Here is a 24,126-nt window from a genome sequence, read left to right on the forward strand (position 1 = left end):
GTTCAATGCGGATCATGGCAACAGCATGGGACGGCGGCCCGTTGCTCTGTGAGATACCGATTTATTTCCGGCGACCCGAAATCAGGCAAAAGATCGCCGCTAAACGGCTCAATAAGATCGTGGCAGGAATTCAACTGGGTATAATCAATGTTAAAAAATGAATCTGTGGTTGTCAGAACAACCACAGATTTAGTCATTTTGGTACGATCATGTGAACGAGTAGTGCGCTTGCGAATAACGCTGCTGTGCTAAGCGTCCATATGCCGATGAACCAACCTATACGCTGGCTAAGGCGCCGGGGCGCGTTGTCCCCATTGCCCTGTACAATCTCAATGATAGCCATCTGCTTCCGTTACCTTTCCCCGGAACACACGATAGGAGTAGACTGTGTAGGTCAGGATGATCGGCAGCAAGATGACGGTGCCGACCAGTTGAAAAAATTGACTGGATGGGGGGGATGATACATCCCACAGCGTCAACCCGGGCGGAACAGCATACGGCCATACCGTAATCCCGAGTCCGGACAGGCAGAGAAAGAACCAACCGAGAGCACACAGGAAGGGTCCTTTGGAATGCCCACGACGCAGACCGATGGTCAGTAGAAAACCTAGTGCGATTACCAGAAGGGGAACGGGTGCGACAAATACGATATTGGGCCACTCGGTCCAGCGTCGCAGGTAGGGTGCGTGCAACATAGGCGTCCACAGGCTGACAGCGACGATGCATACAAACAACCCGATTGCCAGCAGCTTCGCCCATTTGCGGCAGGAAGCTTCTAGCACGTCGGTTGTGCGCCAGATCAACCAAGTTGCCCCGAGCAGGGCATAACCGCACATGACGGCCAGTCCGCACAGCACGCTGAATGGGGTCAGCCAGTCCATTGAACTGCCAACAAAAGCTCCATCCACGACCTTGATTCCCTGAACAACTCCGCCGAGGATTGCGCCCTGGCAGAAAGCAGCGATTCCCGATCCAATCATGAAGCCACCGTCCCACAGTTTTTCGCGTCCAGTCCCGCGTGTCATGATACGAAATTCGAAGGCTACACCCCGGAAGATCAGGGCAACCAGCATGAGCACGATCGGCAGGTAAAACGCGGGAAGCAGGGTTGAATAGGCCCCAGGAAAGACCCCGTAAAGCGTAGCGCCACCAAGGACCATCCACGTTTCGTTTCCGTCCCATACAGGGGCAATGGTGTTGACCATCACATCCCTGCGGCCTTCATGCCGTTCCACGGCGAACAGCATTCCGATGCCAAGGTCAAAGCCATCAAGGACGACATAGATGGTGATCGCAGCGACCAGAATAACGGCCCATATGATCGGAAGCCAGTATGCGACGTCCATCATGTTCAGGCTCCTTCGCCAGAAGAGGGATTGATGACTTTGGGATGAGTGCTTGTGGCTAGAATATCCGGGGCATGAGAGGGGCTGGTCTCATGCTCTCCTTCCTGTGGTGCGCGTGCTAGCAGGCGGCCCAGAATGCCGATGCCTGATCCAAATACGATTACGTAGACTACAACAAAGACGGTCATCGTCAGCGCCATATTGGACAGAGCAATCGGGGAAACACTATCGGATGTCCTGAGCAAACCATAAACGGTCCATGGTTGACGCCCAACCTCGGTCGTCACCCAACCGCACAGCAATGCGATGAAACCGGCCGGTGCCATGCATACGGCGACCCGATGAAATCCCGGACTGCTAAACAGAGTTCCTCTGTGCCTCAGCCAGAGTGACCAGAACCCGACAATGACCATAAGCATCGCCAGCGCAATCATGATGCGGAAGGAAAAGAAGATCACGGGAGAAGGCGGACGCTGGTCACGCGGGAAATCCTTCATGCCCGGTACCTTGCCATTCAGGCTGTGTGTCAGGATGAGCGACCCGGCCAGCGGCAGCCTGATGGCATAATCCGTATGTTCGGTTTTCATGTTGGGAATACCGAACAGTAGTTCAGGGGCACGTGCTTCTGACTCCCAGTCCCCTTCCATCGCAGCAATTTTAACCGGCTGGTATTTGAGCGTGTTCAACCCGTGGGCGTCACCGGCGAGGACCTGCAGAGGGGCAACGAAGGCTGCCATCCACATCGCCATGGAAAACATCAGGCGCACTGGTTCGCTTGCCTGGGTGCCCGCACGGCGTGCCTTGAGCAGATGCCACGCCCCTGTCGCCCCTACTATAAAGGCAACCGAAAGAAAGGCCGCCAGACCCATATGCACAAGCCGGAAAGGGAAAGAGGGATTGAAAATGATGGCAAGCCAGTCCGCAGGTATGAAGCGACCGGTAGCAGCATCAATCGTGTATCCCTGCGGCGTCTGCATCCATGAGTTTGATGCCAGGATCCATGTCATCGAGATGAGTGTGCCGACCGAGACACAACATGTTGCTGCATAATGCAGGCCGCGTCCCACCTTGTTCATGCCAAAGAGCATGACCCCTAGGAAGCCCGCCTCGAGAAAGAAGGCTGTCATGACTTCATACGATAGGAGGACACCTGTAATAGGCCCGGCTTTCCGCGAGAAAACTGACCAGTTCGTGCCGAATTCATACGACATGACCAGTCCGGAGACGACGCCCATCCCAAAGACGATCGAGAATATCTTGATCCAGTATCGATAGAGATCAAGATAGGCCGCACGGCCGGTTTTAAGCCATAATCCTTCCAGTACGGCCAGATAGGCTGCCAAGCCGATTGAAAAGGCAGGAAAAACAATATGGACGCCTACGGTAAAGGCGAACTGGAAGCGTGCAAGAAGCAGCGCGATATCGTGAGATGGTTGCATGGGTAATTCCCCAAATCCTGATTCAGTCGCAGTTATAAGAAATATAAAATTTCAATAAATGCAGACTGCTAGACGGTTTTGTTGTTGGAATATTCGCACTGTCTGATAGATGTAGGCATCTGTTATTTTTTTGATTTTTGAAGACGCCTTCAGTTACCATTCTGTCGTCTTTCTAATAATCCTTTAACCATGACATATTGATAAGTGCAGAGTCTCCGGACTGTCTGTTTGAGCTCACCATTTTTCCGTAAGAATGATCTGGTACGAGCCTGATAACGTTAAGATACCAACAGGCGTTTCCGCGTGATCTTTCCTGAAACCGTTGTTGGCAGATGTTTGACGAAGCGGACTTCCTTAAGGCCAATCCAGCGACCGAGTGCGTGATTGACCCGTCCGATTATCTCCTCGGAAGAAGGTCTGCCTTCTACGCCGGAGTTAGGTACTACATAGGCGACAGGTCGCTGGCCTCTCAGTTCATCAGGGGTGGCCACTACGGCACAGGCATGAACTTCTGGATGGGCGGCGATGATCTTTTCGATCTGTACGCCCGAAATTCGCCGGCCCGCGACCTTTATGACATCATCGGAACGCCCGAGCATATGCACGGCGCGGCTGGCCTCGATCATACCTTCGTCAAAGGTACGATAATACTGGCCGGTCTCGTCCAGGTAAGCTGCAGGAACATGGATCGCTCCATCCTTCCATACGCCAGCCAGGCAGCCGGGTGGCAGCGGCAGGGAGAGGACAATTTCGCCGCACTGTTCACCGGGTATGGACAGCATGATTTCCGGACGGAATCCCGGTGCAGGCCGCCCGATGTCGTTCATGAGCGCAACCGGCTCACGCTCGGGCAGGCCAAAGAAATGCGCGGTGATGCTCCATCCGGTTTCGGTCTGCCACCAATGATTGACCACGGGTTTGCAAAAATAGGATCGTGCCCACTCCAGCAATGTCGGGTCCGCATACTCCCCGGCCACGAAAATGCGGGCCAGTGCAGGCAGGATGGCCCCTGACAGGTTGCGGCTTTCCTGCCGCATGAGGCGCATCTGGGTGGGTGTGGTGAACAGGCATTTCACCTCGTGCTCATGGCAAAGCGCGCGGATGGCGGAAGCCGATGCGCCGCCTTCCACGATCACGCTGGTGCAGCCGCTGAGCAGCGGTGCATAGACCCCGTAGGAATGGCCTACCACCCAGCCCAGATCCGATGTCGTGAAGAACGTATCGCCGGGTTCGCAGCCATAGATCAGCTCCATGGACAGGGCGAGGGCCACGGCATGCCCGCCATTGTCGCGCACGATGCCCTTCGCATGACCTGTCGTGCCGGATGTATGAAGAATATACAGGGGATCTTCAGATCTCAGCATGACCGGCTCTGCCGGCGCGGACTGTTCCAGCGTATGGAAATCGTGATCCCGTTCCGGCAGAAGCTGAGCCGGGCAGGTCGCTCGCTGCACGATCACGCAGGCCTGGGGTTTATGCTCGGCTTCGGCTAGCGCCTCATTCAGGGCGAGTTGGGATGGTATGGTGGTTTGCCCCTGAAAGCTGCAACTGGCGATGATGATGACTTTCGGCGCCACGCTATCAATCCGCCGAGCCAGCTCAGGTCCGGCGTAACCCGCAAAAACCACCACATGCACCGCCCCGATCCGCGCACAGGCCAGCATGGCGATGGCGGTTTCGATCATGGTGGGCATGGCGATCAGGACGCGGTCGCCTTTCTCCACCCCCAGCGCGCGCAGGCCGCCGGCAAACCCGGCCACCCTGCCCTGGAGTTCCCGGTAGGTTACCACCTGCCGTTCCTTCGTGGCGCAGGAATGCCAGATCAGCGCCGCCTGCCCGCCGCGTCCGTCCGCTACATGCCGGTCGACGGCGTTATGGCAGGTGTTGAGCGTGGCGTCGGGGAACCAGTCATGCCAGCCATCCGCCCGTGTCCTGCATGCGCTCACAGGTGCCTGCTTCCATGTGATGCGTTGCGCCGCCTCCAGCCAGAATTGTTCTGGCTGGCTTGTGGCCGCGTCATACATCGCCTCATATGTTGTCCATGGAAGCATGGCGCTTTACTCCGTTCAGGCTACAGGCACGTCTTTGCCGGTGATCTGGCTGGCCAGCCACGCGGCATCACGCGAAACACCGGAGAACCGTCCCGATCCCCAGGTGTGCAGCCATGGCAGGCCGAGGAAGTAGAAGCCCGGCGCATCGGTCACGCCGCGATGCCAGACCGGCTTGTTGGCCCCGTTGAAGACCGGCACGTCGATCCAGCGATAGTTCGGGCGGAAGCCGATGCACCAGAGGATCGAAGTGATCCCGGCAGCCTTCAGGTCGAGCGGGGTGTTACTGCCATCGGGCTCCCACACAGGCACATAAGGGGCTTCGGTCGGAGCCGTGATCCCTTCACGGGCGATGTAGGCGTCAATGGATTTCTTGATGTCGGCATTGGTCTTGTCCGCATCATCAAGGTTTTCCTTCAGATCCGGCGCGAAGTGCGCCACTTCATCGCGGATTGTCTCCAGCGTGCCATGCAGGCCAACGCCCTTCTTTGCAAAGAGGCGCAGATCAAGATCATGGCCTCCATTTCGGCCCGTGACGTAATGATTGGTCTTGTCGCGTGCACCGTCACGCAGAGGGTGATTATCCACCGTCAGGTCGTAGAAGTGCATGTCCGCAAGCCAGTCCACAACGTCGCGGCCACGGTAGAAGCGCGACACGCGCGGGGCGGAACCGACACAGAGATGGACCTTGCGTTTTTCAAGGAACAGGTCCTCGACAATCTGCGCGCCGGACTGGCCGCTACCCACGACCAGCACAGCCCCTTCCGGCAACTGGGCCGCGTTGCGGTAATCCTGCGAGTGAACCTGATGGATGGCGGGATCGATCGCGCTGGCATAGCCGGGGATGACCGCATCCTGATATGCGCCTGATGCGATGACAACATGCTTTGCGTGCCACGTCTCACCACCTGCTACCACGCGGTAGCCACCACCTTCATGGCGGGTGATGGAGGTAACGGCAGTGTGCTCGCGCAGGGGCGGATTGAAGGAGGCGACAAAGCCCTTCACGTAGTCAATAATTTCCTGCTTCACCATGAAGCCGTGCGGGTCTTTCCCCTTATAGGGATGACCGGGAAGTTCGCACTGCCAGTTCGGTGTGACCAGGCAGAAATTGTCCCAGCGTTCATCATCCCACGAATGGCAGGCCGTCTTTGCCTCAAAGACGATGTGCTCCACCTTCTCGCGGCAGAGATACCAGCTCATGGAGAGCCCGGCCTGTCCGCCACCCACGATGATGACGGGGATGGTTTTCTCGTTCTGTGTCATGATCGTTCTTTTCGTCTCAATAACTGAAGGACAGGACGCGCACCTGCGCGTCGGACTGGTTCAGGAAGGGCGCACTGGCCTGCCTTATGGCCTGAAGCTGGCCAAGGGCGCGGCTGCATGGGAAGCCGTAGCGGGCGCGAACCCGCTCGCTGGCGTCCGTCAGGGCGGTGTCCGCCTTTTCAAGAAACTCCCGGACCGGATAATCCCGACCGGGCGTGAAGTGGTCCCTTATGACCAGCGACGGGGAGTAACAGTCAGTCTCCTTCCCATCGGGCCAGCGCACGCGAAAGGTCATTTCGGGCATGGTGAAAGAACTCCTGAAGCAATGGCATCGGTGCGCGACCGCGCCGCCAGACGCCGGTATGCGGGGAGGTGCCGACTGGCGACGCGGCCCCAGTCGAAACGGCGGGCGGTTGCGGGGCCGCTGGCCCGGAAGCGTTCGCGGTTTTGGGCGCCAAGGGCATCCCGCAAGGCCAGAAACAGGGTGTCGGGGCGCGCTAGGTCGCACCACAGCGCATCTGCCCGCGAAAGATGCTCGGTAAAGGGCGCGATTTCCGGCACAACGACTGGCGTGCCACACGCGAGCGCCTCCAGCGGGCACAGGCCGAACCCTTCGGTTATGGACGGATAGGCCAGCACGTCCGCCTGCCGGTAGAAGGCGGGCATGTCCTCATCCGCAACCGGCCCGGTGATGGTGACATGATCGGCTGCACCGCTTTCGCGCAGATACGTCGTGAACCGGGTGCGGTAGGCGGAATGATCCAGCAGCGAGGCCCCGCCCGCCACAACCAGATGCACGTCCGGCCGTTCGCGGCGCAGGGCCACAAACGCTTCCAGCAGGTGCAACGTGTTCTTGCGCCGCTCGATCCCGCCCACGGACAGGATCAGGTGACGGTCGGCAGGCAGATGATACCGCGCCCGCAACGCGGCATCATGCGCGGTTGGGACGTGCGAAAAGCGCACGGGATCAACCCCGTTGCCCACGACCGGGGCTTCGCGGCCATGGTCGTTGCGCAGGACATCTTCCCACATTGTGCTGACGGTAAACAGTTCGGCCGCCGCCCTGATCCCCCGTTCCTGCCGCGCGGCAAGGACCGGGTGCGTGAAATGGTCAAGATGGTGGACCGTGCGGGCAAAGCCCGGTATCCGCCCCTCTTCCACCAGTTCGGCCAGTGCATTGGCGCTGATCGGGTCCTGTGCGTGCAGCACGTCAAAAGGCTGCCCACGCAGGGCGTCCCTGATCTCGCCAATACGGCGTTCCACCAGCGTTGGCAGGTCGGGCTCGGGCACAGCCGGGATGCAGTTTGTGGCGCAGCGGGGCCTGCGGAAGAAACCGACCCCGGTTACATCCGGCGCGATGAGCGTGGCGTCGTGGCCTGCGTCGCACAGGGCTTCGGCCAGCGCCATGCCATGCACCACGCCGCCACGCGGATTGGTGGAATGGGTCAGGATGCCGATGGAGAGCCTCATGGCGCACACCCCATGAGAGGCATCCGGGCGAGATCCCAGAAGGTTTCCTTCTCGTCCGCCCATGTGACATCCAGCCGCTGCGTGCTGTCACACTGACCGATGACAGAAGCCGCTATGCCCCGCCCATGAAAGCGGGCCATGACTGCCCCGGCCGCCTCGGGCCGGGCCGTCAGCAGATAGCCATAGCTGGGGAATGCGGACAGCCAGCGTTCCATTGGTGCATCGTCGGGACGTGGAATGTCATCGAGCGTGATGGTCATGCCGATACCCGAACATTCTGCCAGCATGAGGGCGGTGCCCAGCAGTCCGGCCATGCTGATGTCCTTGGCGGCGCGGCTTAACCCGTCCTCGGCAATGCCGGGCAAGAGATCGAGATCACCCCGAAGGCGTGCCGCCCCCTCAGTATGACACAGTGCGGAACTCGCATCCCAGAACGGGTGCGGGTCGTGCCAGCGGCCGCGCAGGTCGATGGCGGCGATCAGGACTTCGCCCGGTCGGGCATCGAAACTGGTCAGCAGATGACGGGCACGGCCAAGGATCGCCACCGACAGCGAATTATGGGTGCTGCGCATGTTGGTATGACCGCCGACAACCGGCACGCCATAGGTGCGCGCACCTTCATGCAGACCGGTCAGAATGGACGCGGCCGCCTCGGATGTATCGCTCCACAACGCATCCACCACAGCCACAGGGCGACCGCCCATGGCCGCGATGTCACTGATATTGACCATCACGCCGCAATAGCCGGCAAACCACGGCATGGCGCGCACGAAGCTGTCCTGAAACCCCTCGCTGGCCAGCAGGAGATAGCCATCGCCATCCGGTATGGCAGCACAGTCATCTCCTAGGCGGATACCATCGCTTGTATCCCGACCAAGAATTGCGACGGTTTCGGCAATATCCTGTTTGCCCGCAAGGGCCCGACCGTGTCGAAGCGTGCGCAGCAGTGTCGTCAGTTCGTGTGCCATCATGCCACCTGCCGGTTACGAGGCTGCGGGCGCAGCAGCCAGGTCTGGTCCAGCCCATGCGCCGGATAGCGTGAGAGGTCGGCCTGCATGTCGTGATGTGGCAGCCCATGCAGGGTGAGGGCCCCGAGACTTTTCCAGTGCAGGCGGCGGAAGAACAGCACGTTCTGTTCCTGCACTTGGGCCAGGAACCGTCTGGCTCCAAGTCCGTGCGCCGTGCTGACCGCCATGCGGATCAGTTCCGCCCCGATCCGCCCCAGCCTGCGATGATCTTCATGCACGGCCAGGCGGGAACCGCGCCACACGCCGGGCTCGGCCTCATGGATGCGCACCGCTCCCACGATCCGGTCCGGCATCCCCGCCATGCAGCAGGCTGCGATGATGGGAATGGCGGTCGCATCAATCGCATCGCGATCGTCATCTGCAAAAACATGCTGTTCGGTGCAGAATACTTCGTGACGCAGCGCGTGATATCCTGCGCGTTCCCACGGCGTGCGGGCAAGGCGCACGACATATTCCGTGGGGATGAACGGGCGGTCTTCCACCCCTTCGAGGATCATGGTCATTGTTCATACGCCGAAAGGGAGGAACAGGCGCCGCACCGGCCACACCCGGCCCGGATGTCGGTGGATTTCATGTTCGCCTCGCGCAGCATGCGCCCCAGCGGGGCAAGCACGGACTTCATGAAATCGGCCGAAGGCGGCGCGTGATTTTCCAGCGGTGTGCCGGAAATCGGCACGAACGGCACCACGAAGGGATAGACCCCGAGCGCAATCAGGCGTTCGGCCAGAGCCAGAATATCTGCGGCGCTGTCGCCAAGACCGGCCAGAATGTAGGTATTGACCTGCCCGCGCCCGAAGACCGGCACGGCGCTGGCGAAAGCGTCCATATAGCGATCCACGCTGACCGTGGCCTTGCCGGGCATGATCTTCTCGCGCACCGCCTGTGTTGCGGCTTCGAGATGCATACCCAGGCTGTCGGCCCCGGCGTCGCGCAGGCGCTGGAACCAGCCGTGATCACGTGGCGGCTCGCACTGAACCTGAAGCGGCAGATCCACCGCCGCCTTGATGGCACGCGCTGACTCCGCCAGCACGGCAGCACCCCGATCAACCACATTGGGCGTGCCGGTCGTCAGCACCATGTCGCGCACGCCGTCCAGTTCCACAGCAGCTTTGGCAACTTCGGCAAGCTGCGCCGGTGTCTTGTAAGCGATCGTCCGGTCCGCCTCCAGCGATTGGCCAATGGCGCAAAACTGGCAGGATGTGCGCCGGTCGGCATAGCGGATGCAGGTCTGGTGCACCGTGGTCGCCAGCGTGTCACGGCCATGCAGTAGCGCGATCTTCCAGTAGGGAATACCGTCTGTCGTGCTCAGCCCGTAAAAGCGCGGGGCAGCCGGGAAATGGATCGTACCTACTGCCCGCCCATCGCGTAGCAGCATGCTGGTCCCGTGCTGGTCTGGCGGGCTGGCCTGAAACGGTGAATGCTGCGCGCCAGACGTATAGACCGGAACCATGACGGTCTGGCCCGCAATGGTGATCGTCTTGTGATCCGAAGGACCAGCGCCTCCCTTGCGGGCAATGCCGCCGGTCTGCTCGCCGATCTGCAGTCCAAAGGACTGGAGATCGGTAACGAGCTTGCGACCAGAAAGTGTACCGAGCGTCGGAATGGTCATGACGCAGCCTCATCTGTAGATGTGGGAACCGGATCGGCTTCACCAACGTAATGAACGGTACGGGCAGGCCGCCGATCCTGAAGCAGACTAAGCAGTTCAGGTCGTGCATAATGTCCTACAGAGTCCATCATCCGTTTGCGCTTGGTGATAAGAGCGAAATCAAGATCGGCAATCACCATCCCCTCGCCTTCCGTCAGCGGTGTGCCGAGCAGCTTCCCTTCAGGCGAGACGATGGCCGTGAAGCATCCACCCCGCAGCGGCCCTTCCAGCGCAGGGTCGCCCGCTATTTCCTTGATCTGCTCTTCCGTCAGCCAACCCGTAGCGTTCACCACAAAGCAGCCGGATTCCAGCGCATGATGCCGGATGGTGACTTCCATCTGGTCGGCAAATATCTGCCCTACCAGCGAGCCGGGGAACTGGGCGCAATGGATTTCCTCGTGCTGGGTCATCAGCGCGTAGCGGGCGAGCGGATTGTAATGCTCCCAGCAGGCCAGTGCGCCGATGCGACCGACCGCACTCTCTACCACTTTCAGCCCGGAACCATCGCCCTGCCCCCAGACCATGCGCTCATGGTAGGTGGGCGTGATCTTGCGGCGTTTGAGCAGGATTTCACCCGTAGCGTCGAAGATAATCTGGGTGTTGTAGAGCGTGCCAAAATCGCGCTCGTTTACGCCCAGCACGACGACCATGCCGGTCTGGCGCGCAGCCTCTGCCACCATGTCGGTGACCGGACCGGGAATGACGACAGCGCGTTCGTAGAGTTCCAGATGCTCCCCACCGAAGCGGAAAGCCGGCTGGATGAACGAGAAATAGGGGTAATAGGGCACGAAGGTTTCAGGAAAGACCGCCAGTTTCACGCCTTTTTCGGCGGCTTCACGGATGGCCTGACAGACTTTCCGGGCTGTCCCCAAACCGTCATCGCCGAGGACGGGACTGATCTGGATGGCAGCAGCGCGAACGATACGTGACATGGCTTGCGGTCCTTCCTTTGGCCTTTAGAGAGTCCAGGTATTGAGGATGAAAGCGTTGTCACGACGCGCAAGAAGGATAATGTCGAGCACGTCCTGCGGGTTGATCGGCGTGATGCCGGGGATCAGGTTCTGCTCGCCGTAGCCGTAAAGGGCCTGAAGCGCGAAGCGGCAGGCATAGACTTTGCCGCCCTCTTCGAGGATTTTCGCGATCTGCTTGTTGCAATTCATGTGGCCCGGAAAGGCTTCGTCGCCCAGGCGGGGAAAGCCGCGCTGCACACCAAGGGTCACACCCGGGCCATACAGCAGCACCGACGTCTCGAAACCTTTGCGGATCAGGCGGGTAGCCTGCAGCAGGTTGACGAACCCGACCGACCCTTCATTGGCCACAGTGTGGAAGGTGATAAGGGCTTTTTCGCCGGGTTTGGCTTTGACGTCCTCAAAGACCTTGTTTTCATAATTGACGAAGCAATCGCCATCTTTGTACGGAGTGTGTTCGACTTTCGGCATGATGTATCTCCATGTAGTGCGGTCTCTGGCGAGATGCCGGGGCGACCGCAACACCGGGAGAAAACGTGACATGGAATGCGCCAACTACAAAATTTTGTATGGATACCTTTTTGGGTACAAAAAAAACAAAGAGACAAATAGGAAGCCATTTAAGGCGGACGAAAGAAGACAATAAATGATAAAATGCCAGACAATGATGGGGTATATAAATAACTCATTGTTTTTGCTTGATACTTAAATCACGCATTTGTGAAAACCTCAGAGGCCTTGTTTTCTATGAATGCACAGATTCACCGTCGAATCAGTAGGTTGCGCCGATTCACGGTGTAGCGGCGAGATCACACAATATCGGCAAAACCGGGGGAGCGTTTGTGCTGCAGGACAGACATCACGCCATGCAGAGATTCTTCAAGGCTCGCCGCATCTGGAGCGCTGCCTAGTGCAATCCGCGCGCGCTGCGGGGGTTCGCCACTGATGGTGAAAACGGTGCTGGGAACCAGCGCCAGTCCCCGCCTGCGGGCGTAGGCGACAAAATCCGCGCTGCCCCACCAGTCTGGCAGTTTCAGCCAGACATGCGGTCCGTCGGGGTTCATACAGTGTCTTTCCCCCAACACCCTGCGGGCGATCGACTGGCGCAGGCGCAGTTCCTTCTGGATCGAGTGGAGGATCGTGTGCGCCTGTTCCGTCTGCATCCACCGCGCCGTCAGCGCACTGAGCAGGCCGGCATTGGTGAGCGCGATAGCTCGAATAGCCGCTGTTACCCGTCGAGTCATGTCAGTATTCGGCAGGGCAACATAGGCCGTGCGTAGGCCCGGACTGAGCGTCTTGGCAAGGGTAGCCACGTAGCTGACACGGCTATGGTCGAGGGCCGCCAGCGCCGGTAGCGGATTGTCCATCAGCAGGCTGTAAGGGTCGTCCTCGGCGATATGCAGATGATGGTGCTGGGCGACCTTCAGGATGTCCTCGCGTCTTTGCAGGGACATCGTGGCCGTGCTGGGATTGTGGATGGTTGGAATGCAGTAGAGTAAGCGGGGATGATGTTCGGCACAGACCCGATCAAGCTGGTCTGGCATCATGCCTTCCATGTCGCTGTCCACACCGACCAGAATAAGGTCAAACTGCGCTGCTATGGTCCGGATACCGGGATAGGCAATGCGGTCAGTGACAATAACATCGCCGGGTTGGGTATGAGTGCTGACGATTGCCGCCAGAGCGCTCTGTGCACCGGGCGAGACAAGGATTTCATCCGTTCGGCGCTGGCCGATGACGGGCGCGATCCATTTCGCGCCGAGTTGGCGTTCTTCCAGTGTGCCACCCGTTACCCGGTAAGACATCAGGCTGTTCAGATCCTGCTGCTTCAGGATGGCCGTAATATCGTTCTGGATAACGCGTTGAAGGGGCGGGTCCTGCGGGATGGGCGGCAGGTTCATGGTCAGGTCAACCACGGCGGGACCGGTATGACGCCAATGACTTTCCCCTGCGCCAACACGAACAAAGGTACCCCGACCAACTGTTGCGTCAATCAGACCCCGACGATGGGCCTCGGTAAAGGCGCGCGTCACGGTTGTCAGGTTGGTTCCGATATGGCTTGCGATGGTTCTCTGGGGCGGCAGTCTATCGCCTTCTCTCAGATCGCCTTTGCGGATGGAAAGTGCCAGCGCATCAACGAGTGTCAGATACATCGCATTCGGGCTTCGGCTGATTTCTTCTTTCCAGTGAGCCAGATAAGGATAATCGGACATGACAAATGGCTTCCATATATTCGACAGAAATTTATTCGATCATATTCCATACAAACAATGCAATAATCTACAAAATAGATTGTGGATAGACTTGAGCGGTCAATGTGCGTGAGCAGATAGAGGAGATGTTGTTTGTGTTGTATCAAGAAAATTAAGAGCAAGGAATTCGTCCACGAGGCTATCAGTTTCTGTTCATCTCCAATGGGTTGACCCGATAATTGAACAAGAACCTTCGATGCAAATTTGCTTTGCATCCAGGGGGTATTCTGGAACAGTTCAATCCCACCTTACTCTAATTGTGATGTCATGATTGGGATCGGTACATAAAACGGGCACAGATATACGCTAAGGATTATCGGTGATTGTGATGGCTTGCCGGAGCGGGCGGAGTTTCCCTTCCGGGATGCCGGCGTCGGTCCAGAGGTAATCCCCGGTCAGGTTGATATGCTGCCACCCCAGCGGAGAGAGATGCTGGAGCAGATCAGGCGCAACGGATCGTCCTTGACGTTCGAGATGCCGCATTGCGGCTCCGAGATAGGTGGTGTTCCACAATACGATGGCGCTGGCGACGAGATTGAGCGCGCTCGCCCGATGTCCCTGGGCTTGCAGTCCGTGATCGCGGATCCGGCCGGTGCGATGGAAAAAGATGGCGCGCTTGAGGGCGTTCTGGGCCTCTCCCTTGTTCAACTCGCGGGTGGCGCGGCGGCGTTCTTCGGGGAGCTCGATCCAGTCGAGCGTGAACAGCGTACGCTCAACGCGGCCCATCTCTCGCAGGGCAAGGGCGAGACCGTTCGCGCGAGGATAAGAACCGAGCCGTTCCAGCATCAGCGACGCGCTGGTGACGCCGGTACGGATTGAGGTGGCGAGCCGGATCACGTCGTCCCAGTGCTCGGAGATCAGGCGTTCGTCGATCGGCTGGGCCATCAATGGGGCGACAGTCGACCCAGGCTTCATGTCGCCGAACAGATGCAGGCGTCTGTTACCGATGTTGGGGATGCGCGGGGCGAAACGGAAACCGAGGAGATGGCAAAGGGCGAACACATGATCCGAAACGCCCCCGCCATCGGTATGGTGACGCTCGATCGCAAGGTCGGCGCTGAATTGCCCCGGGTTTTGTGGAGACGGAACGACCCGAGAGGTAAGAAGGATTCATGAGCAACAAATCGAAGCGTTTTCCACCTGAGTTTCGTGAACGTGCAGCCCGCATGGTTCTGGAGGAAGAGAAGAACCATCCGTCGCGGTGGTCTGCGGTGATGATGATCGCTCCAAAGCTGGATATTCATCCTGACACGCTGTCAAAATGGACCCGTCTGCATGAACGGGCCAATGCGCCTGCGGTAAGTGATCTTCCTGATCTGGAGAAGATCAGGCAACTGGAGCGAGAGAACCGCGAATTGCGGCAGGCCAATGAAATCCTGCGCAAGGCGTCGGCATATTTTGCCCAAGCGGAACTCGACCGCATCTTCAAGCCATGACACGCTTCATTGAGGAGCATCGGCAGACATATGGTGTCGGGTCAATCTGCAGGGTTCTGTCGATTGCACCATCTGCCTATTATGCAACTGTTGCCAGACAGAAAAATCCGTGTGTGCGCAGCCAGAAAGACAAAGAGCTATGCGATGACATCCGTAGAGTGTGGAATAATAATTTCTGCGTCTATGGAGCGCGCAAGGTCTGGCATCAGCTCAAACGTGAAGGCCTGGATGTCGTGGACTTGTAACGGTTTTGTGCCGGTCAGGAAGTGCTTATGCCACTCTTGCTTCAAAAGCGAGTGGGCTGATACCGCCCAGATATGAATGGCGTCGACGTGGATTGTAGAAACCATTGATATACTGGAAGATGGCGGTGGTAGCCTGACGGCGGGTTGGCCAGTTCTGTCTCCAGAGCCACTCCGCCTTCAGGCTTTTGAAAAATGTTTCGACGGCAGCGTTGTCAAAACAGTTTCCCTTTCCGGACATTGAAGCCAGCAGCCCATGGGCCAGCAGCTTTTTCTGGAAATCATGGGAGCCATACTGGCTGCCACGATCGGAGTGGAAAATGCAGCCGGGCGCCGGGTTACGCAGCCTTACCGCCATATCCAGGGCACGGATGGCCAGATCCTTTTTCATCCGATCGCTCGCGGCCCACCCGATTACGCGACGACTGAACAGATCGATGACGACAGCGAGGTAGAGCCAGCCCTCGGCAGTCCAGATATAACTGATATCTCCCGCCCATTTCCGGTTGGGGCCTTCAGCAAGGAAATTACCGTCCAGAAGGTTGGCCGCAATGTCAGACTGGTGGTGGCTGTCGGTCGTCATCTTGTGGCGACGGGTGCGCACGGGCCGGATCCCGTTGGCCTTCATGAGGCGGCCAACGCGACGTTCCCCGACATCAAGCCCGGCTTCCCTGAGTTCCATGGTAAGCTCCCGGCGACTGACGCCTTGCTGAATATTTCTGGTCTGGTTCAGCTATGAAGCATGAACGATTTAAGAGATAGGGACGCGGTACTACCTGCGAGTGTCGCAGGTAGTACCGCAGAGAGGCTCCAAAGGAGCGGTAGAGAGACCGATGAGCGGGACAGGCTGGCGGACGCCTCGCGGATCGAGATCGTTTCGGATCGCCGCCGCTGGCACGCCCCTGAATTTCGCGCGCGAGTGGTCATCGCGTCCTACGAGAGCCGACGCCCCATAAGGGAGGTGGCTGCACAGTATGGGATCCATCCCAGTCTGGTGTTTCGCTGGCGGCGAGAGGCTCGGGCCAAAGCGCAGGCCAAAGGCGGGACATCGTTCATACCTGTCATGGTAGCCCCGGCCCCCGAGCCGCAGCCATCGGAGCGTCGGAGAGAACAGGGAACGCTGTCCGGCCAAGCCGTCAGCCTGGTCTTTCCGGACGGTGTGCGGCTGGAGTTCGACGCAGGGCTGTCCGCTGATCGTCTGCGTGAGATTGTGGGCGCACTACGATCATGATCCCGCTTCCTTCCACGCTGAGGATATGGCTGGCGGCCGGTGTAACCGATATGCGCCTGGGGATGCCCGGGCTGGCGTTGAAGGTCCAGGAAGCACTGGGTCGTGACCCTTTCGCGGGTGACGTCTATGCCTTCAGGGGCCGACGCGGCGACCTGGTGAAACTGATCTGGCACGATGGGATCGGCCTTTCCTTATATGCGAAGCGGATCGAGCGCGGGCATTTCCTGTGGCCTTCGGCAAAGGACGGAGCGATCCATCTCTCCCCGTCACAATTGACTTGTCTGCTGGAGGGTGTGGACTGGCGCAATCCGCAGAAAACATGGAGACCTGAACTGGCGGGATAATAAAAACCGCGCCAGGTCAGCATATACTGGTACCCTTTTGAGCGCCCATGTGATCAACTGCCTTCATGACGGGAGACACGGACGACATCATCGCCTTGCGCGCGGCACTTGCCGCTGCCGAGGCGCGTGCCGAGGTCGCGGAAGCCCGTGCGGCCAGCGCCGAAGCGCAGATTGCCCATCTCAAACATCTTATCGCGCGGATGCGCCAGGACCGTTTCGGCGCCTCGTCGGAGCGGGGGCGCCGCCTGCTGGCCCAATTCGAACTCGAACTGGAAGAACTGGAGACGACGCTCGCCGAGGACGCGCCCGAAAATGCGGCGGATCCCGCTGTCCGCACGACAGCACCCCGGAGCAACCGGGGACGCCAGCCCCTGCGTGCCGATCTGCCGCGCGAGCGGGTCGTCATCCCCGCACCGACACAGTGTCCGTGCTGTGGCAGCGATCGTCTGAGCAAACTGGGGGAGAGCGTCACCGAGACGCTGGAGGTGATCCCGCGCCAGTTCAAGGTCATCCAGACGGTGCGGGAGAAGTTCACCTGCCGGGACTGCGAGAGCATCACCCAGCCACCCGCCCCCTTCCATCCGATCGCGCGCGGACGCGCCGGCCCATGGCTGCTGTCGACCATCCTGTGCGACAAGTTCCTGCAGCATCTGCCTCTGAACCGCCAGAGCGATGCCTTTGCCCGCGAAGGGATCGATCTCGACACATCAACGCTGGCTGACTGGGTGGGAGCCTGCACCGCGACGCTGGCCCCCCTGACTACGCTGATCCGGGCGCATGTGCTGTCGGCACAACGCCTGCACGCGGATGACACCACCGTGCCGGTTCTGGCGAAAGGCCGGACAGTCACCGGACGATTGTGGAATTATGTGCGGGACGATCACCCCTTTGGAGGCACAGCGCCCCCAGCCGTCTGGTTCCGTTATTCCCGGGACCGCAAGGGCGAACATCCCACGGATCATCTCACCGGCTGGACCGGCATTGTGCAGTCAGACGCCTATGCGGGTTACAATACTCTGGCGAAACCGGGACGCCAACCCGCGCCGGTTGTCTCCGTCGGATGCTGGGCGCATGGACGCAGGGGACTGTTCAAAATCGCCGAGAGAGACAAGGCGCCCCTCGCCATAGAGGCAATAGGCAGGATCGACGCCATATTCCAGGCCGAGCGCACCATCAACGGTACGCCCCCAGAACATCGGCTGGCAGTCCGTCAAACAGACATAGCCCCTCTGGTCGACGATCTGTTCGACTGGATGCGGGAGTGTTGCCGGCGCATGTCGACAAAAAATCCCATTGCCCAGGCCATGAACTATTTTCTACGGCGTGCCGATACATTCACACGATTCCTCACAGATGGCCGTATCTGTCTGACGAACAATGCAGCAGAACGCGCCCTACGCGGCATCGCCCTGGGCAGGAAAGCCTGGTTGTTCGCTGGTTCCGATCGTGGCGGAGAGCGCGCCGCCGCCATGTATTCCCTGATCGTCACCGCGCGCCTGAACGATGTCGATCCCCAGGCATGGCTCGCCGATGTCCTGGCACGGATCAATGACATCCCCAATCCACGCCTCCATGAACTCCTGCCCTGGCATTGGAAAGCCCACCAGCAGGTCCACAATACCATCGCCGCCTGAATATGCCTGCGTCTCCCGCCGGATGCTTACGTTCCATGGTCATGCGCGGCCGTCCGTAGGACCCGTTGCTCAGGGCAAAATGCTCACGGATATGCGTCAGCACCTTCAGATCGGTACGTTGGCGCTGGCAGGCCGGTCGGGATGTCCAGGCCCGGTACCCCCGTGCAGAGACCCGCAAGACCCGGCACAGCCTCTCGATTGTTAAGCGGCATGGAAAAGTGACCCCTTCGGAAGGGGGACAGGCAGCTAAAAACGACCCCTTTCTGAGAAACGGGTTCACGATGGCCTTCATGCTGAATGGAGGCCCGGTTTGGGATGCTTGTTGTGGAAACAATTGGAAAGATCCGTCGCGCGCATTTTGTCGAAGGAAAGGCGATCAAGGCGATCTGCCGGGACCTTGGGATATCGCGGCAGACGGTACGCAAGGTGATCCGGTCGGGACAGACGTCTTTTGACTATCACCGAGAACGACAGCCTCTTCCCCGGATTGGTCCATGGGAGGGAAGATTGTGCGCTCTTCTTGAGGAGAACGTGGCGCGTCCGGCCCGCGAACGGCTGAGCCTCATCCGTCTGTTCGAACTGCTGCGTGAGGAAGGATATGAAGGAAGCTATGATGCCGTAAGGCGATATGGCCGACGGTGGGAAGACCGCCATGAGATGGGGCGGCGGGCCGCCTATGTTCCGCTGAGTTTTGCACCTGGAGAGGCTTACCAGTTTGACTGGAGCCATGAGGTTGTCGTTCTGGGTGGTGTGGCGGTAAAGGTGAAGGTCGCGCATATGCGTCTGTGCCACAGCCGGATGATGTTCATTCGTGCCTATCCGCGCGAGGCGCAGGAAATGGTGTTTGACGCGCATGACCGGGGCTTTGCGTTCTTCAGGGGTGCATGCCAGCGGGGCATTTACGATAATATGAAGACTGCGGTGGAAACGGTTTTTGTTGGCCGGGCGCGGGACTATAACCGGCGTTTTTTACAGATGTGCGCCCATTATCTGGTTGAACCACAGGCCTGCACGCCGGCGGCAGGATGGGAGAAAGGCCAGGTTGAAAGCCAGGTGAAATATGCGCGTGGACGCGTGTTCTCCCCGCGTCTGAAGTTCCGTGACTACGAGGAACTCAATGGATGGCTTGTGGATCGATGCATCCAGCTGGCCAGAACGCATGCCCATCCGGATGTCCCGGAGAAAACGGTGTGGGAGATGTTCCTGGCCGAGCGCGCGGCTCTGGTTCCTTATGCCGGTTCCTTTGACGGGTTCCATGCCCGCATGGCATCCGTCACGAAAACCTGCCTGGTCCGCTTTGACAACAACCGGTATTCCGTCTCCAGCAGCGCGGTTGGTCGCCCTGTGGAACTCAGGGCCTATGCCGGGCGCATCGAAATCCGGCAGGATGGCCGGACGGTTGGGGTCCATGCCCGCTCGTTCGAGCGGGACCGGACGGTTTATGATCCATGGCATTATATCGGGGTGCTGGAGCGCAAGCCGGGTGCCCTGCGCAATGGCGCTCCATTCCGGGACTGGATCCTGCCCGTCTCCATTGAACGGATCCGCAGGCGACAGACAGGTCGTACGTCTTCTGGTTGCCGTGAACGAGCATGGCCTGACCTGCGTGGATCAGGCCTGCCGGGAGGCCCTGGAAGATGGCATGCATTCCGTTGATGTCATTCTCAACATCCTGTCACGCCGGGATGAAGCCACAAATCCCGTCCTGCCTGCCCTTCCCGAACCTCTGGTCCTGCATCATGCTCCTGTGGCTGACTGCAGCCGGTATGATATCCTGAGGACACGCCCATGATGGAACGTGGGCCGATCCTCCAGGCGATGGCGGAACTGAAACTCTACGGTATGAAAGCTGCCTATGATGAACTGGTGACCCATGCGGTCAAACGACAGTATCTGCCCCAGCAGGTCATAGGAGAACTGCTCCAGGCCGAAATACATGAAAAGCAGGCCCGGTCGGTACGCTACCAGATGACCATTGCCCGGATGCCGCGGGCACAGGATGTCGAGGACTTTCAGTTCGCGGATACGCCCGTCAACGAAACCCTTGTCCGTGACCTGGCTCGGGGCGAATTCCTCGACCTCAAGCGTAATGTCGTGCTTGTGGGGGGCACAGGTACCGGCAAAACCCACCTGGCCACGGCCATTGGCCGGAGCTGCATCCGCACAGGTCGGCGTGGCCGGTTCTTCAACGTGGTGGACCTGGTCAACCGGCTTGAGGCTGACAGTCGGGCGGCAAGGGCGGGTCGGCTGGCCGAACAACTCGGCCGACTGGACTTTGTCATCCTCGACGAACTGGGATACCTGCCCTTTGCCCAGTCTGGCGGACAGTTGCTGTTCCATATGATCAGCCGCCTTTATGAACAGACCTCGGTCATTGTCACCACGAACCTGTCCTTCGGTGAATGGGCCAGTGTATTCGCCGACGCCAAGATGACCACGGCACTGCTCGACCGTCTGACCCATCACTGCGACATCATCGAGACAGGGAACGAAAGCTGGCGGTTCAGGAACCGTAACTGAACCTCTCTCCAGATCCATACCTGCCCCGGCCTGTCTCCTTACGCCTACGGCTTCAGGAGACAGGCCGGGCCTTCAACAGGGGGTTAATATTGCATGCCGATCAGGGGTTATTTTTGAGTGCCGATTGACATCCCTACTTGTTGCGTGAACCTCAATGTGGCCAGTTCTACAGGTGTTCACTCCAAGCGTACGTAAAATACACTTTCGTGTCGTGATCCCAAACTGAAAAGTGCCGAGTATCCTGCTTATGTGGTGCTGAACGGCTTTGGCGGCATGCCCTGGTTTGCCGGACTGCTGAATGACCAGCAGGTAGCCGATGTCGTCAATTACGTTCGCACACATTTCGGGAACCATTATACTGATGCCCTGAAACCAGAAGACGTGTCTGAAATGCGTCCCCATCTGTCAGTAGAGGCAGAATAACGTGCGCCTTTTTAAAAGCCTGATCCCCGCGCAGCCCTGACGGCTCTGGCTGCCTTCCCTGCTCTGGCGCATGCTGAAGGCGGCGTGATCCGTCATGGTGAGGGGAAATTCCCCATCTCCACCGCGGTGGAAGTCCCCGCCGGGGCCACCACCATTTATCTGAGCGGCATGGGCGCTCCGGTGCAGGACAAAACCGCGCCGCCCAAAAGCCTTGAGGCCTATGGCGACACCCGCGCCCAGACACTCGCCTCTCTCCAGCGCATTGAAGGCGAGCTGAAAAAGCTGAACCTGACCATGGGTGATGTTGTGCAGATGCACATCTATATGGTGGCGGACCCGCGCACAAAGCAGCTGGATTTTGATGGCATGATGAAGGCCTACACCCAGTATTTCGGCACAGAAAAGCAGCCTAATCTGCCAGTGCGCTCCGCCTTTGCCGTGGCCCAGCTCGCCAACCCCGGATGGCTGATTGAAATTGAAGTAACGGCCGTTCGGACGCCTAAAAAATAAGGCCTGTTGCCTGACAACGAATTCCCCAGTCTATCGCTTTTCAAACCAAAAGACAAGCGGGGGATCTGGGGAAACAGCATCCCGCCTCACACATTTGCAAGTCTCGTCATACACGGCCATCTAAAGGCGCAGGGTATCTTGTTATACCAAGATACCCACAACATGCTCTTTTACGAGGCCTGACGATATGACTGAGCATTTAACAAAACGCTGGCAGACCCTGCCTGCCACCCCGGCCCCTCTGGCCTCCTTTAAAGGACAGCACGCCCCCATTAACGGATGCTCGCTCTATTATACGGAAGGCGGCACAGGGGACGATGTCATCATCATGCTGCATGGGGGCATGGCAAACTCTGACTACTGGGGCATACAGGCGGCTTATCTGGCCAAAACGCACCGTGTCATCCTCGTGGATAGCCGCGGGCATGGCCGCAGCACGTTAGGGGATAAACCCCTCAGCTACGCTCAGATGGCAGACGATATCATTCACCTGATGAACCATCTGGAAATTCCGAATGCCAGTCTCGTCGGGTGGAGCGATGGCGGTGTGCAGAGCATTATTCTGGCCTCTGAACACCCGGATCGCATCAAACGCATCTTTGCTTACGGGCCGCATATGTCCGCATCCGGCCTCAATCTGGCGTGTAGCGGAGATAAGGTGGTCAACGCTTTTGTAAAGCGCGCCACAGAAGACTACCGCGAGCTTTCCCCGACCCCGGATAAATTTGATGTCTTTTCAAAAACCGTCTGGGGCCTGTGGAAATGGGAGCATGATGCCGAATTCACGGAAGACCGCCTGAACGCCATCCGCTGCCCCGCATGGGTTGTGGATGGGGACCGGGACGAGATGATTCATCGCGCCCATCTGGAATATCTGGTGGCGCATATTCCGGACAGTTCTTACATGATCCTGCCCGAGACCAGCCACTTCGCCTTCCTGCAGGCCCCGCTTCTGTTTAACGAAGCGTTGGCTGACTTTCTGTCCGTCAAAGCCTGACGGTCACACTGACGGTCAGGGCGAGAAGGGTTCAGCTCTGATAACGGGCTGAACCTCTTTTTATTTCCCGTCTGTTCTCTCAAGTTCGCCGTCGGCGTCATCCGGCAGAAAGAAGTCTTCCGGGTCTCCTGGCACGGGCAGAGACAGCAGGAAAAATCCCGCGGCTACCGTGATCGCACCCGTTGCAACGGGCAGCCAGCGGAGGACTGTCACCATCGCGGAGTCCTGCGTGCTGCCGTTGACGACAAGCGCCCAGCCACTCACGCACAAAAGCGCAAAACCACCCACAAAACAGGCCACAATCCAGAGCAGCCGACGCACATAAGGAGACGAAGACTTGCTCATGATGTGACCTTTCAGATCATTGCTTGAAGGCCCGCGCTAGCACGTTTTGTGTTTCGAGGGAAACTGGCAGGGTGGAATTGGTCAGCGCCACACCTTTCCAGCCCGCGCCCAGAGCCGTGTAAAGGTTCACAGCATCACGCAGGCGTTCCAGACGCGCCAGAGCTTCCATGTTCTGCGCATTCAGGGTGGTGCGCTCGGTTGTCAGCACTTCCAGGAAGCCAACCAGACCAGCACCATATAGCCGCCGTGCCCGCTCACTGGCCGTGGCACTATCTTCTGCCGCTTTATGCAGTTGCTCGGCATATTCAATGTCATCATGCCAGGCCGCCATGGCGTCTTCAACTTCCTTGAAGCCGTTTAGCACCGACTGACGATAGGTCAAACGTGCTGCTTCCGCCGAGGCCTGAGCCGCCCGAACTTCGGACGTCATCTTGCCACCGTGCATCAGCGGCAGGCTCGCCATCATCAGGAACTGCCAGCTCATGGCATTCACCTGAAACAGCTGGTACATGGCCGACGCGTTGGGGTTGAAGGTCAACGGAATAACAAAGTGCGGATACAGGTTGGCCACAGCAACGCCAATCTGCGCCGTCGCCAGTGCATACTGCCGTTCCGCCATACGGATATCCGGGCGGTTGGCAATCACGACAGACGGCATGGTCGCGGGGAATTCCGGCACGGTCGGCAGGGGCCGCGGCACCTTCAGTTCATCTTCCAGAGAGCCCGGCATCTGCCCCAGCAGCACGGCAATAGCGTGCGTTATCTGAGAAACACGGGTTTTCAGCGGTTCACGCGCTGCAATCTGTGTATCCAGCTCGGCCTGAGCCTGCGCAATCTGCAGGGTGTTCCCCACGCCTTCCAGATACAGCTTGTTAGTCAGATCCACCGCGTGTTTTGCAACGCCGATATTGTCCGTGGCGATTTTGATCTGCAACTGGGTGACCCGGAGCAGGGTAATCCCCCCATTTTTAGTCGGGCG

Annotated in this window: 23 protein-coding genes, 5 pseudogenes and 1 other annotated feature; of the genes and pseudogenes, 10 read left to right on the forward strand and 18 right to left on the reverse strand. The window is 58.9% G+C overall.

Annotated elements, in window-relative coordinates; genetic code table 11:
- Positions 1-193 precede the first annotated feature (193 nt).
- The 14 genes and pseudogenes from AC1RQ9_RS15685 to AC1RQ9_RS15750 form a co-directional block, all read right to left on the reverse strand.
- Positions 194-343 carry a DUF2474 domain-containing protein gene (locus AC1RQ9_RS15685; protein ID WP_081477948.1) on the reverse strand — a complete coding sequence of 50 codons (150 nt, stop codon included), beginning with the start codon at positions 341-343 and terminating at the stop codon, positions 194-196.
- Positions 330-1,349, reverse strand: a complete 1,020-nt coding sequence (gene cydB / locus AC1RQ9_RS15690; RefSeq protein WP_087608924.1) for a cytochrome d ubiquinol oxidase subunit II — start codon at positions 1,347-1,349, stop codon at positions 330-332. Before cydB ends, AC1RQ9_RS15685 begins: the two co-directional genes overlap by 14 nt.
- 2 nt (positions 1,350-1,351) lie before the next feature.
- Entirely contained in the window at positions 1,352-2,785 is a 1,434-nt protein-coding gene (locus AC1RQ9_RS15695; protein WP_087608923.1) for a cytochrome ubiquinol oxidase subunit I, read from the reverse strand.
- Between the two features lie 278 nt (positions 2,786-3,063).
- A complete protein-coding gene (locus AC1RQ9_RS15700; RefSeq protein ID WP_048851489.1) occupies positions 3,064-4,836 on the reverse strand; it encodes an AMP-binding protein in 1,773 nt (590 codons plus the stop codon).
- 15 nt (positions 4,837-4,851) lie between these two features.
- A complete protein-coding gene (locus tag AC1RQ9_RS15705; RefSeq protein ID WP_010512404.1) occupies positions 4,852-6,099 on the reverse strand; it encodes an MSMEG_0569 family flavin-dependent oxidoreductase in 1,248 nt (415 codons plus the stop codon).
- Between the two features lie 16 nt (positions 6,100-6,115).
- Complete coding sequence (locus AC1RQ9_RS15710) at positions 6,116-6,403, reverse strand: MSMEG_0570 family nitrogen starvation response protein (protein ID WP_087608922.1); 288 nt, start codon at positions 6,401-6,403, stop codon at positions 6,116-6,118.
- Complete coding sequence (locus AC1RQ9_RS15715; protein ID WP_110096280.1) at positions 6,391-7,569, reverse strand: MSMEG_0565 family glycosyltransferase; 1,179 nt, start codon at positions 7,567-7,569, stop codon at positions 6,391-6,393. Before AC1RQ9_RS15715 ends, AC1RQ9_RS15710 begins: the two co-directional genes overlap by 13 nt.
- Positions 7,566-8,540, reverse strand: coding sequence for a sll0787 family AIR synthase-like protein (locus tag AC1RQ9_RS15720; protein WP_014106929.1), 975 nt, complete (start codon positions 8,538-8,540; stop codon positions 7,566-7,568). Before AC1RQ9_RS15720 ends, AC1RQ9_RS15715 begins: the two co-directional genes overlap by 4 nt.
- Positions 8,537-9,100 carry an MSMEG_0567/Sll0786 family nitrogen starvation N-acetyltransferase gene (locus tag AC1RQ9_RS15725; RefSeq protein ID WP_087608920.1) on the reverse strand — a complete coding sequence of 188 codons (564 nt, stop codon included), beginning with the start codon at positions 9,098-9,100 and terminating at the stop codon, positions 8,537-8,539. The genes AC1RQ9_RS15720 and AC1RQ9_RS15725 overlap by 4 nt, the downstream gene beginning before the upstream one ends.
- A complete protein-coding gene (locus tag AC1RQ9_RS15730) occupies positions 9,097-10,206 on the reverse strand; it encodes an MSMEG_0568 family radical SAM protein (RefSeq protein WP_275877808.1) in 1,110 nt (369 codons plus the stop codon). The genes AC1RQ9_RS15725 and AC1RQ9_RS15730 overlap by 4 nt, the downstream gene beginning before the upstream one ends.
- Positions 10,203-11,177: a Nit6803 family nitrilase gene (locus AC1RQ9_RS15735; protein ID WP_159264430.1), complete on the reverse strand. Its 975-nt coding sequence runs from the start codon at positions 11,175-11,177 to the stop codon at positions 10,203-10,205. Before AC1RQ9_RS15735 ends, AC1RQ9_RS15730 begins: the two co-directional genes overlap by 4 nt.
- A gap of 24 nt (positions 11,178-11,201) precedes the next feature.
- Positions 11,202-11,684 carry an MSMEG_0572/Sll0783 family nitrogen starvation response protein gene (locus AC1RQ9_RS15740; protein ID WP_025440015.1) on the reverse strand — a complete coding sequence of 161 codons (483 nt, stop codon included), beginning with the start codon at positions 11,682-11,684 and terminating at the stop codon, positions 11,202-11,204.
- Positions 11,685-12,022: 338 nt separating this feature from the next.
- Positions 12,023-13,426: an aminotransferase-like domain-containing protein gene (locus AC1RQ9_RS15745; RefSeq protein WP_025440016.1), complete on the reverse strand. Its 1,404-nt coding sequence runs from the start codon at positions 13,424-13,426 to the stop codon at positions 12,023-12,025.
- A 345-nt stretch (positions 13,427-13,771) separates the two neighbouring features.
- A pseudogene (locus AC1RQ9_RS15750) lies at positions 13,772-14,521 on the reverse strand (Tn3 family transposase); the annotation flags it as partial.
- Between the two features lie 56 nt (positions 14,522-14,577).
- Between AC1RQ9_RS15750 and AC1RQ9_RS15755 the strand changes: the two are divergent.
- Both AC1RQ9_RS15755 and AC1RQ9_RS15760 read left to right on the forward strand, forming a co-directional pair.
- Positions 14,578-14,901, forward strand: a complete 324-nt coding sequence (locus tag AC1RQ9_RS15755) for a transposase (RefSeq protein ID WP_048883920.1) — start codon at positions 14,578-14,580, stop codon at positions 14,899-14,901.
- Positions 14,856-14,972 (forward strand) — a sequence feature (AL1L pseudoknot). (Overlaps the previous gene by 46 nt.)
- Positions 14,898-15,146, forward strand: a complete 249-nt coding sequence (locus tag AC1RQ9_RS15760) for an IS3 family transposase (protein ID WP_141654757.1) — start codon at positions 14,898-14,900, stop codon at positions 15,144-15,146. (Overlaps the previous feature by 75 nt.) The genes AC1RQ9_RS15755 and AC1RQ9_RS15760 overlap by 4 nt, the downstream gene beginning before the upstream one ends.
- A gap of 25 nt (positions 15,147-15,171) precedes the next feature.
- Here AC1RQ9_RS15760 and AC1RQ9_RS15765 read toward each other — a convergent pair.
- Positions 15,172-15,831 (reverse strand): annotated as a pseudogene (locus AC1RQ9_RS15765) (IS3 family transposase); the annotation flags it as partial.
- Between the two features lie 54 nt (positions 15,832-15,885).
- Between AC1RQ9_RS15765 and tnpA the strand changes: the two are divergent.
- The 3 genes from tnpA (at position 15,886) to tnpC (ending at position 18,352) form a co-directional block, all read left to right on the forward strand.
- Positions 15,886-16,374, forward strand: coding sequence for an IS66-like element accessory protein TnpA (gene tnpA, locus AC1RQ9_RS15770; protein ID WP_061276868.1), 489 nt, complete (start codon positions 15,886-15,888; stop codon positions 16,372-16,374).
- Complete coding sequence (tnpB, locus tag AC1RQ9_RS15775) at positions 16,371-16,718, forward strand: IS66 family insertion sequence element accessory protein TnpB (RefSeq protein WP_019092242.1); 348 nt, start codon at positions 16,371-16,373, stop codon at positions 16,716-16,718. Before tnpA ends, tnpB begins: the two co-directional genes overlap by 4 nt.
- 65 nt (positions 16,719-16,783) lie before the next feature.
- On the forward strand, positions 16,784-18,352 hold the full coding sequence (gene tnpC, locus AC1RQ9_RS15780; protein ID WP_217420226.1) for an IS66 family transposase: 1,569 nt from the start codon (positions 16,784-16,786) through the stop codon (positions 18,350-18,352).
- Positions 18,353-18,356: 4 nt separating this feature from the next.
- Here the strand turns inward: tnpC and AC1RQ9_RS15785 are convergent.
- Positions 18,357-18,551 (reverse strand): annotated as a pseudogene (locus tag AC1RQ9_RS15785) (IS3 family transposase); the annotation flags it as partial.
- A 116-nt stretch (positions 18,552-18,667) separates the two neighbouring features.
- Between AC1RQ9_RS15785 and istA the strand changes: the two are divergent.
- The 5 genes and pseudogenes from istA (at position 18,668) to AC1RQ9_RS15810 (ending at position 22,802) form a co-directional block, all read left to right on the forward strand.
- A pseudogene (gene istA, locus AC1RQ9_RS15790) lies at positions 18,668-20,144 on the forward strand (IS21 family transposase).
- Positions 20,141-20,872 carry an IS21-like element helper ATPase IstB gene (gene istB, locus AC1RQ9_RS15795; protein ID WP_275405120.1) on the forward strand — a complete coding sequence of 244 codons (732 nt, stop codon included), beginning with the start codon at positions 20,141-20,143 and terminating at the stop codon, positions 20,870-20,872. Before istA ends, istB begins: the two are co-directional and overlap by 4 nt.
- A gap of 219 nt (positions 20,873-21,091) precedes the next feature.
- Positions 21,092-21,295, forward strand: a pseudogene (locus AC1RQ9_RS15800) (c-type cytochrome); the annotation flags it as partial.
- A gap of 36 nt (positions 21,296-21,331) precedes the next feature.
- Complete coding sequence (locus AC1RQ9_RS15805) at positions 21,332-21,805, forward strand: RidA family protein (RefSeq protein WP_039734209.1); 474 nt, start codon at positions 21,332-21,334, stop codon at positions 21,803-21,805.
- A gap of 187 nt (positions 21,806-21,992) precedes the next feature.
- Positions 21,993-22,802: an alpha/beta fold hydrolase gene (locus tag AC1RQ9_RS15810; RefSeq protein ID WP_003631394.1), complete on the forward strand. Its 810-nt coding sequence runs from the start codon at positions 21,993-21,995 to the stop codon at positions 22,800-22,802.
- Positions 22,803-22,862: 60 nt separating this feature from the next.
- Here AC1RQ9_RS15810 and AC1RQ9_RS15815 read toward each other — a convergent pair whose 3' ends face one another.
- Complete coding sequence (locus tag AC1RQ9_RS15815; protein WP_039734207.1) at positions 22,863-23,147, reverse strand: hypothetical protein; 285 nt, start codon at positions 23,145-23,147, stop codon at positions 22,863-22,865.
- A 16-nt stretch (positions 23,148-23,163) separates the two neighbouring features.
- The coding region (locus tag AC1RQ9_RS15820; protein WP_485987739.1) for a TolC family protein at positions 23,164-24,126 on the reverse strand (963 nt) is incomplete at its 5' end.

The sequence above is a fragment of the Komagataeibacter ossonobensis genome (assembly GCF_057359305.1).

Bases quoted from the DNA above. Each gene is read 5' to 3' on its own strand.
- AC1RQ9_RS15685 (WP_081477948.1), bottom strand. From the start codon at position 343: ATGGCTATCATTGAGATTGTACAGGGCAATGGGGACAACGCGCCCCGG.
- cydB (WP_087608924.1), bottom strand. From the start codon at position 1,349: ATGATGGACGTCGCATACTGGCTTCCGATCATATGGGCCGTTATTCTG.
- AC1RQ9_RS15695 (WP_087608923.1), bottom strand. From the start codon at position 2,785: ATGCAACCATCTCACGATATCGCGCTGCTTCTTGCACGCTTCCAGTTC.
- AC1RQ9_RS15700 (WP_048851489.1), bottom strand. From the start codon at position 4,836: ATGCTTCCATGGACAACATATGAGGCGATGTATGACGCGGCCACAAGC.
- AC1RQ9_RS15705 (WP_010512404.1), bottom strand. From the start codon at position 6,099: ATGACACAGAACGAGAAAACCATCCCCGTCATCATCGTGGGTGGCGGA.
- AC1RQ9_RS15710 (WP_087608922.1), bottom strand. From the start codon at position 6,403: ATGCCCGAAATGACCTTTCGCGTGCGCTGGCCCGATGGGAAGGAGACT.
- AC1RQ9_RS15715 (WP_110096280.1), bottom strand. From the start codon at position 7,569: ATGAGGCTCTCCATCGGCATCCTGACCCATTCCACCAATCCGCGTGGC.
- AC1RQ9_RS15720 (WP_014106929.1), bottom strand. From the start codon at position 8,540: ATGATGGCACACGAACTGACGACACTGCTGCGCACGCTTCGACACGGT.
- AC1RQ9_RS15725 (WP_087608920.1), bottom strand. From the start codon at position 9,100: ATGACCATGATCCTCGAAGGGGTGGAAGACCGCCCGTTCATCCCCACG.
- AC1RQ9_RS15730 (WP_275877808.1), bottom strand. From the start codon at position 10,206: ATGACCATTCCGACGCTCGGTACACTTTCTGGTCGCAAGCTCGTTACC.
- AC1RQ9_RS15735 (WP_159264430.1), bottom strand. From the start codon at position 11,177: ATGTCACGTATCGTTCGCGCTGCTGCCATCCAGATCAGTCCCGTCCTC.
- AC1RQ9_RS15740 (WP_025440015.1), bottom strand. From the start codon at position 11,684: ATGCCGAAAGTCGAACACACTCCGTACAAAGATGGCGATTGCTTCGTC.
- AC1RQ9_RS15745 (WP_025440016.1), bottom strand. From the start codon at position 13,426: ATGTCCGATTATCCTTATCTGGCTCACTGGAAAGAAGAAATCAGCCGA.
- AC1RQ9_RS15755 (WP_048883920.1), top strand. From the start codon at position 14,578: ATGAGCAACAAATCGAAGCGTTTTCCACCTGAGTTTCGTGAACGTGCA.
- AC1RQ9_RS15760 (WP_141654757.1), top strand. From the start codon at position 14,898: ATGACACGCTTCATTGAGGAGCATCGGCAGACATATGGTGTCGGGTCA.
- tnpA (WP_061276868.1), top strand. From the start codon at position 15,886: ATGAACGATTTAAGAGATAGGGACGCGGTACTACCTGCGAGTGTCGCA.
- tnpB (WP_019092242.1), top strand. From the start codon at position 16,371: ATGATCCCGCTTCCTTCCACGCTGAGGATATGGCTGGCGGCCGGTGTA.
- tnpC (WP_217420226.1), top strand. From the start codon at position 16,784: ATGACGGGAGACACGGACGACATCATCGCCTTGCGCGCGGCACTTGCC.
- istB (WP_275405120.1), top strand. From the start codon at position 20,141: ATGATGGAACGTGGGCCGATCCTCCAGGCGATGGCGGAACTGAAACTC.
- AC1RQ9_RS15810 (WP_003631394.1), top strand. From the start codon at position 21,993: ATGACTGAGCATTTAACAAAACGCTGGCAGACCCTGCCTGCCACCCCG.
- AC1RQ9_RS15815 (WP_039734207.1), bottom strand. From the start codon at position 23,147: ATGAGCAAGTCTTCGTCTCCTTATGTGCGTCGGCTGCTCTGGATTGTG.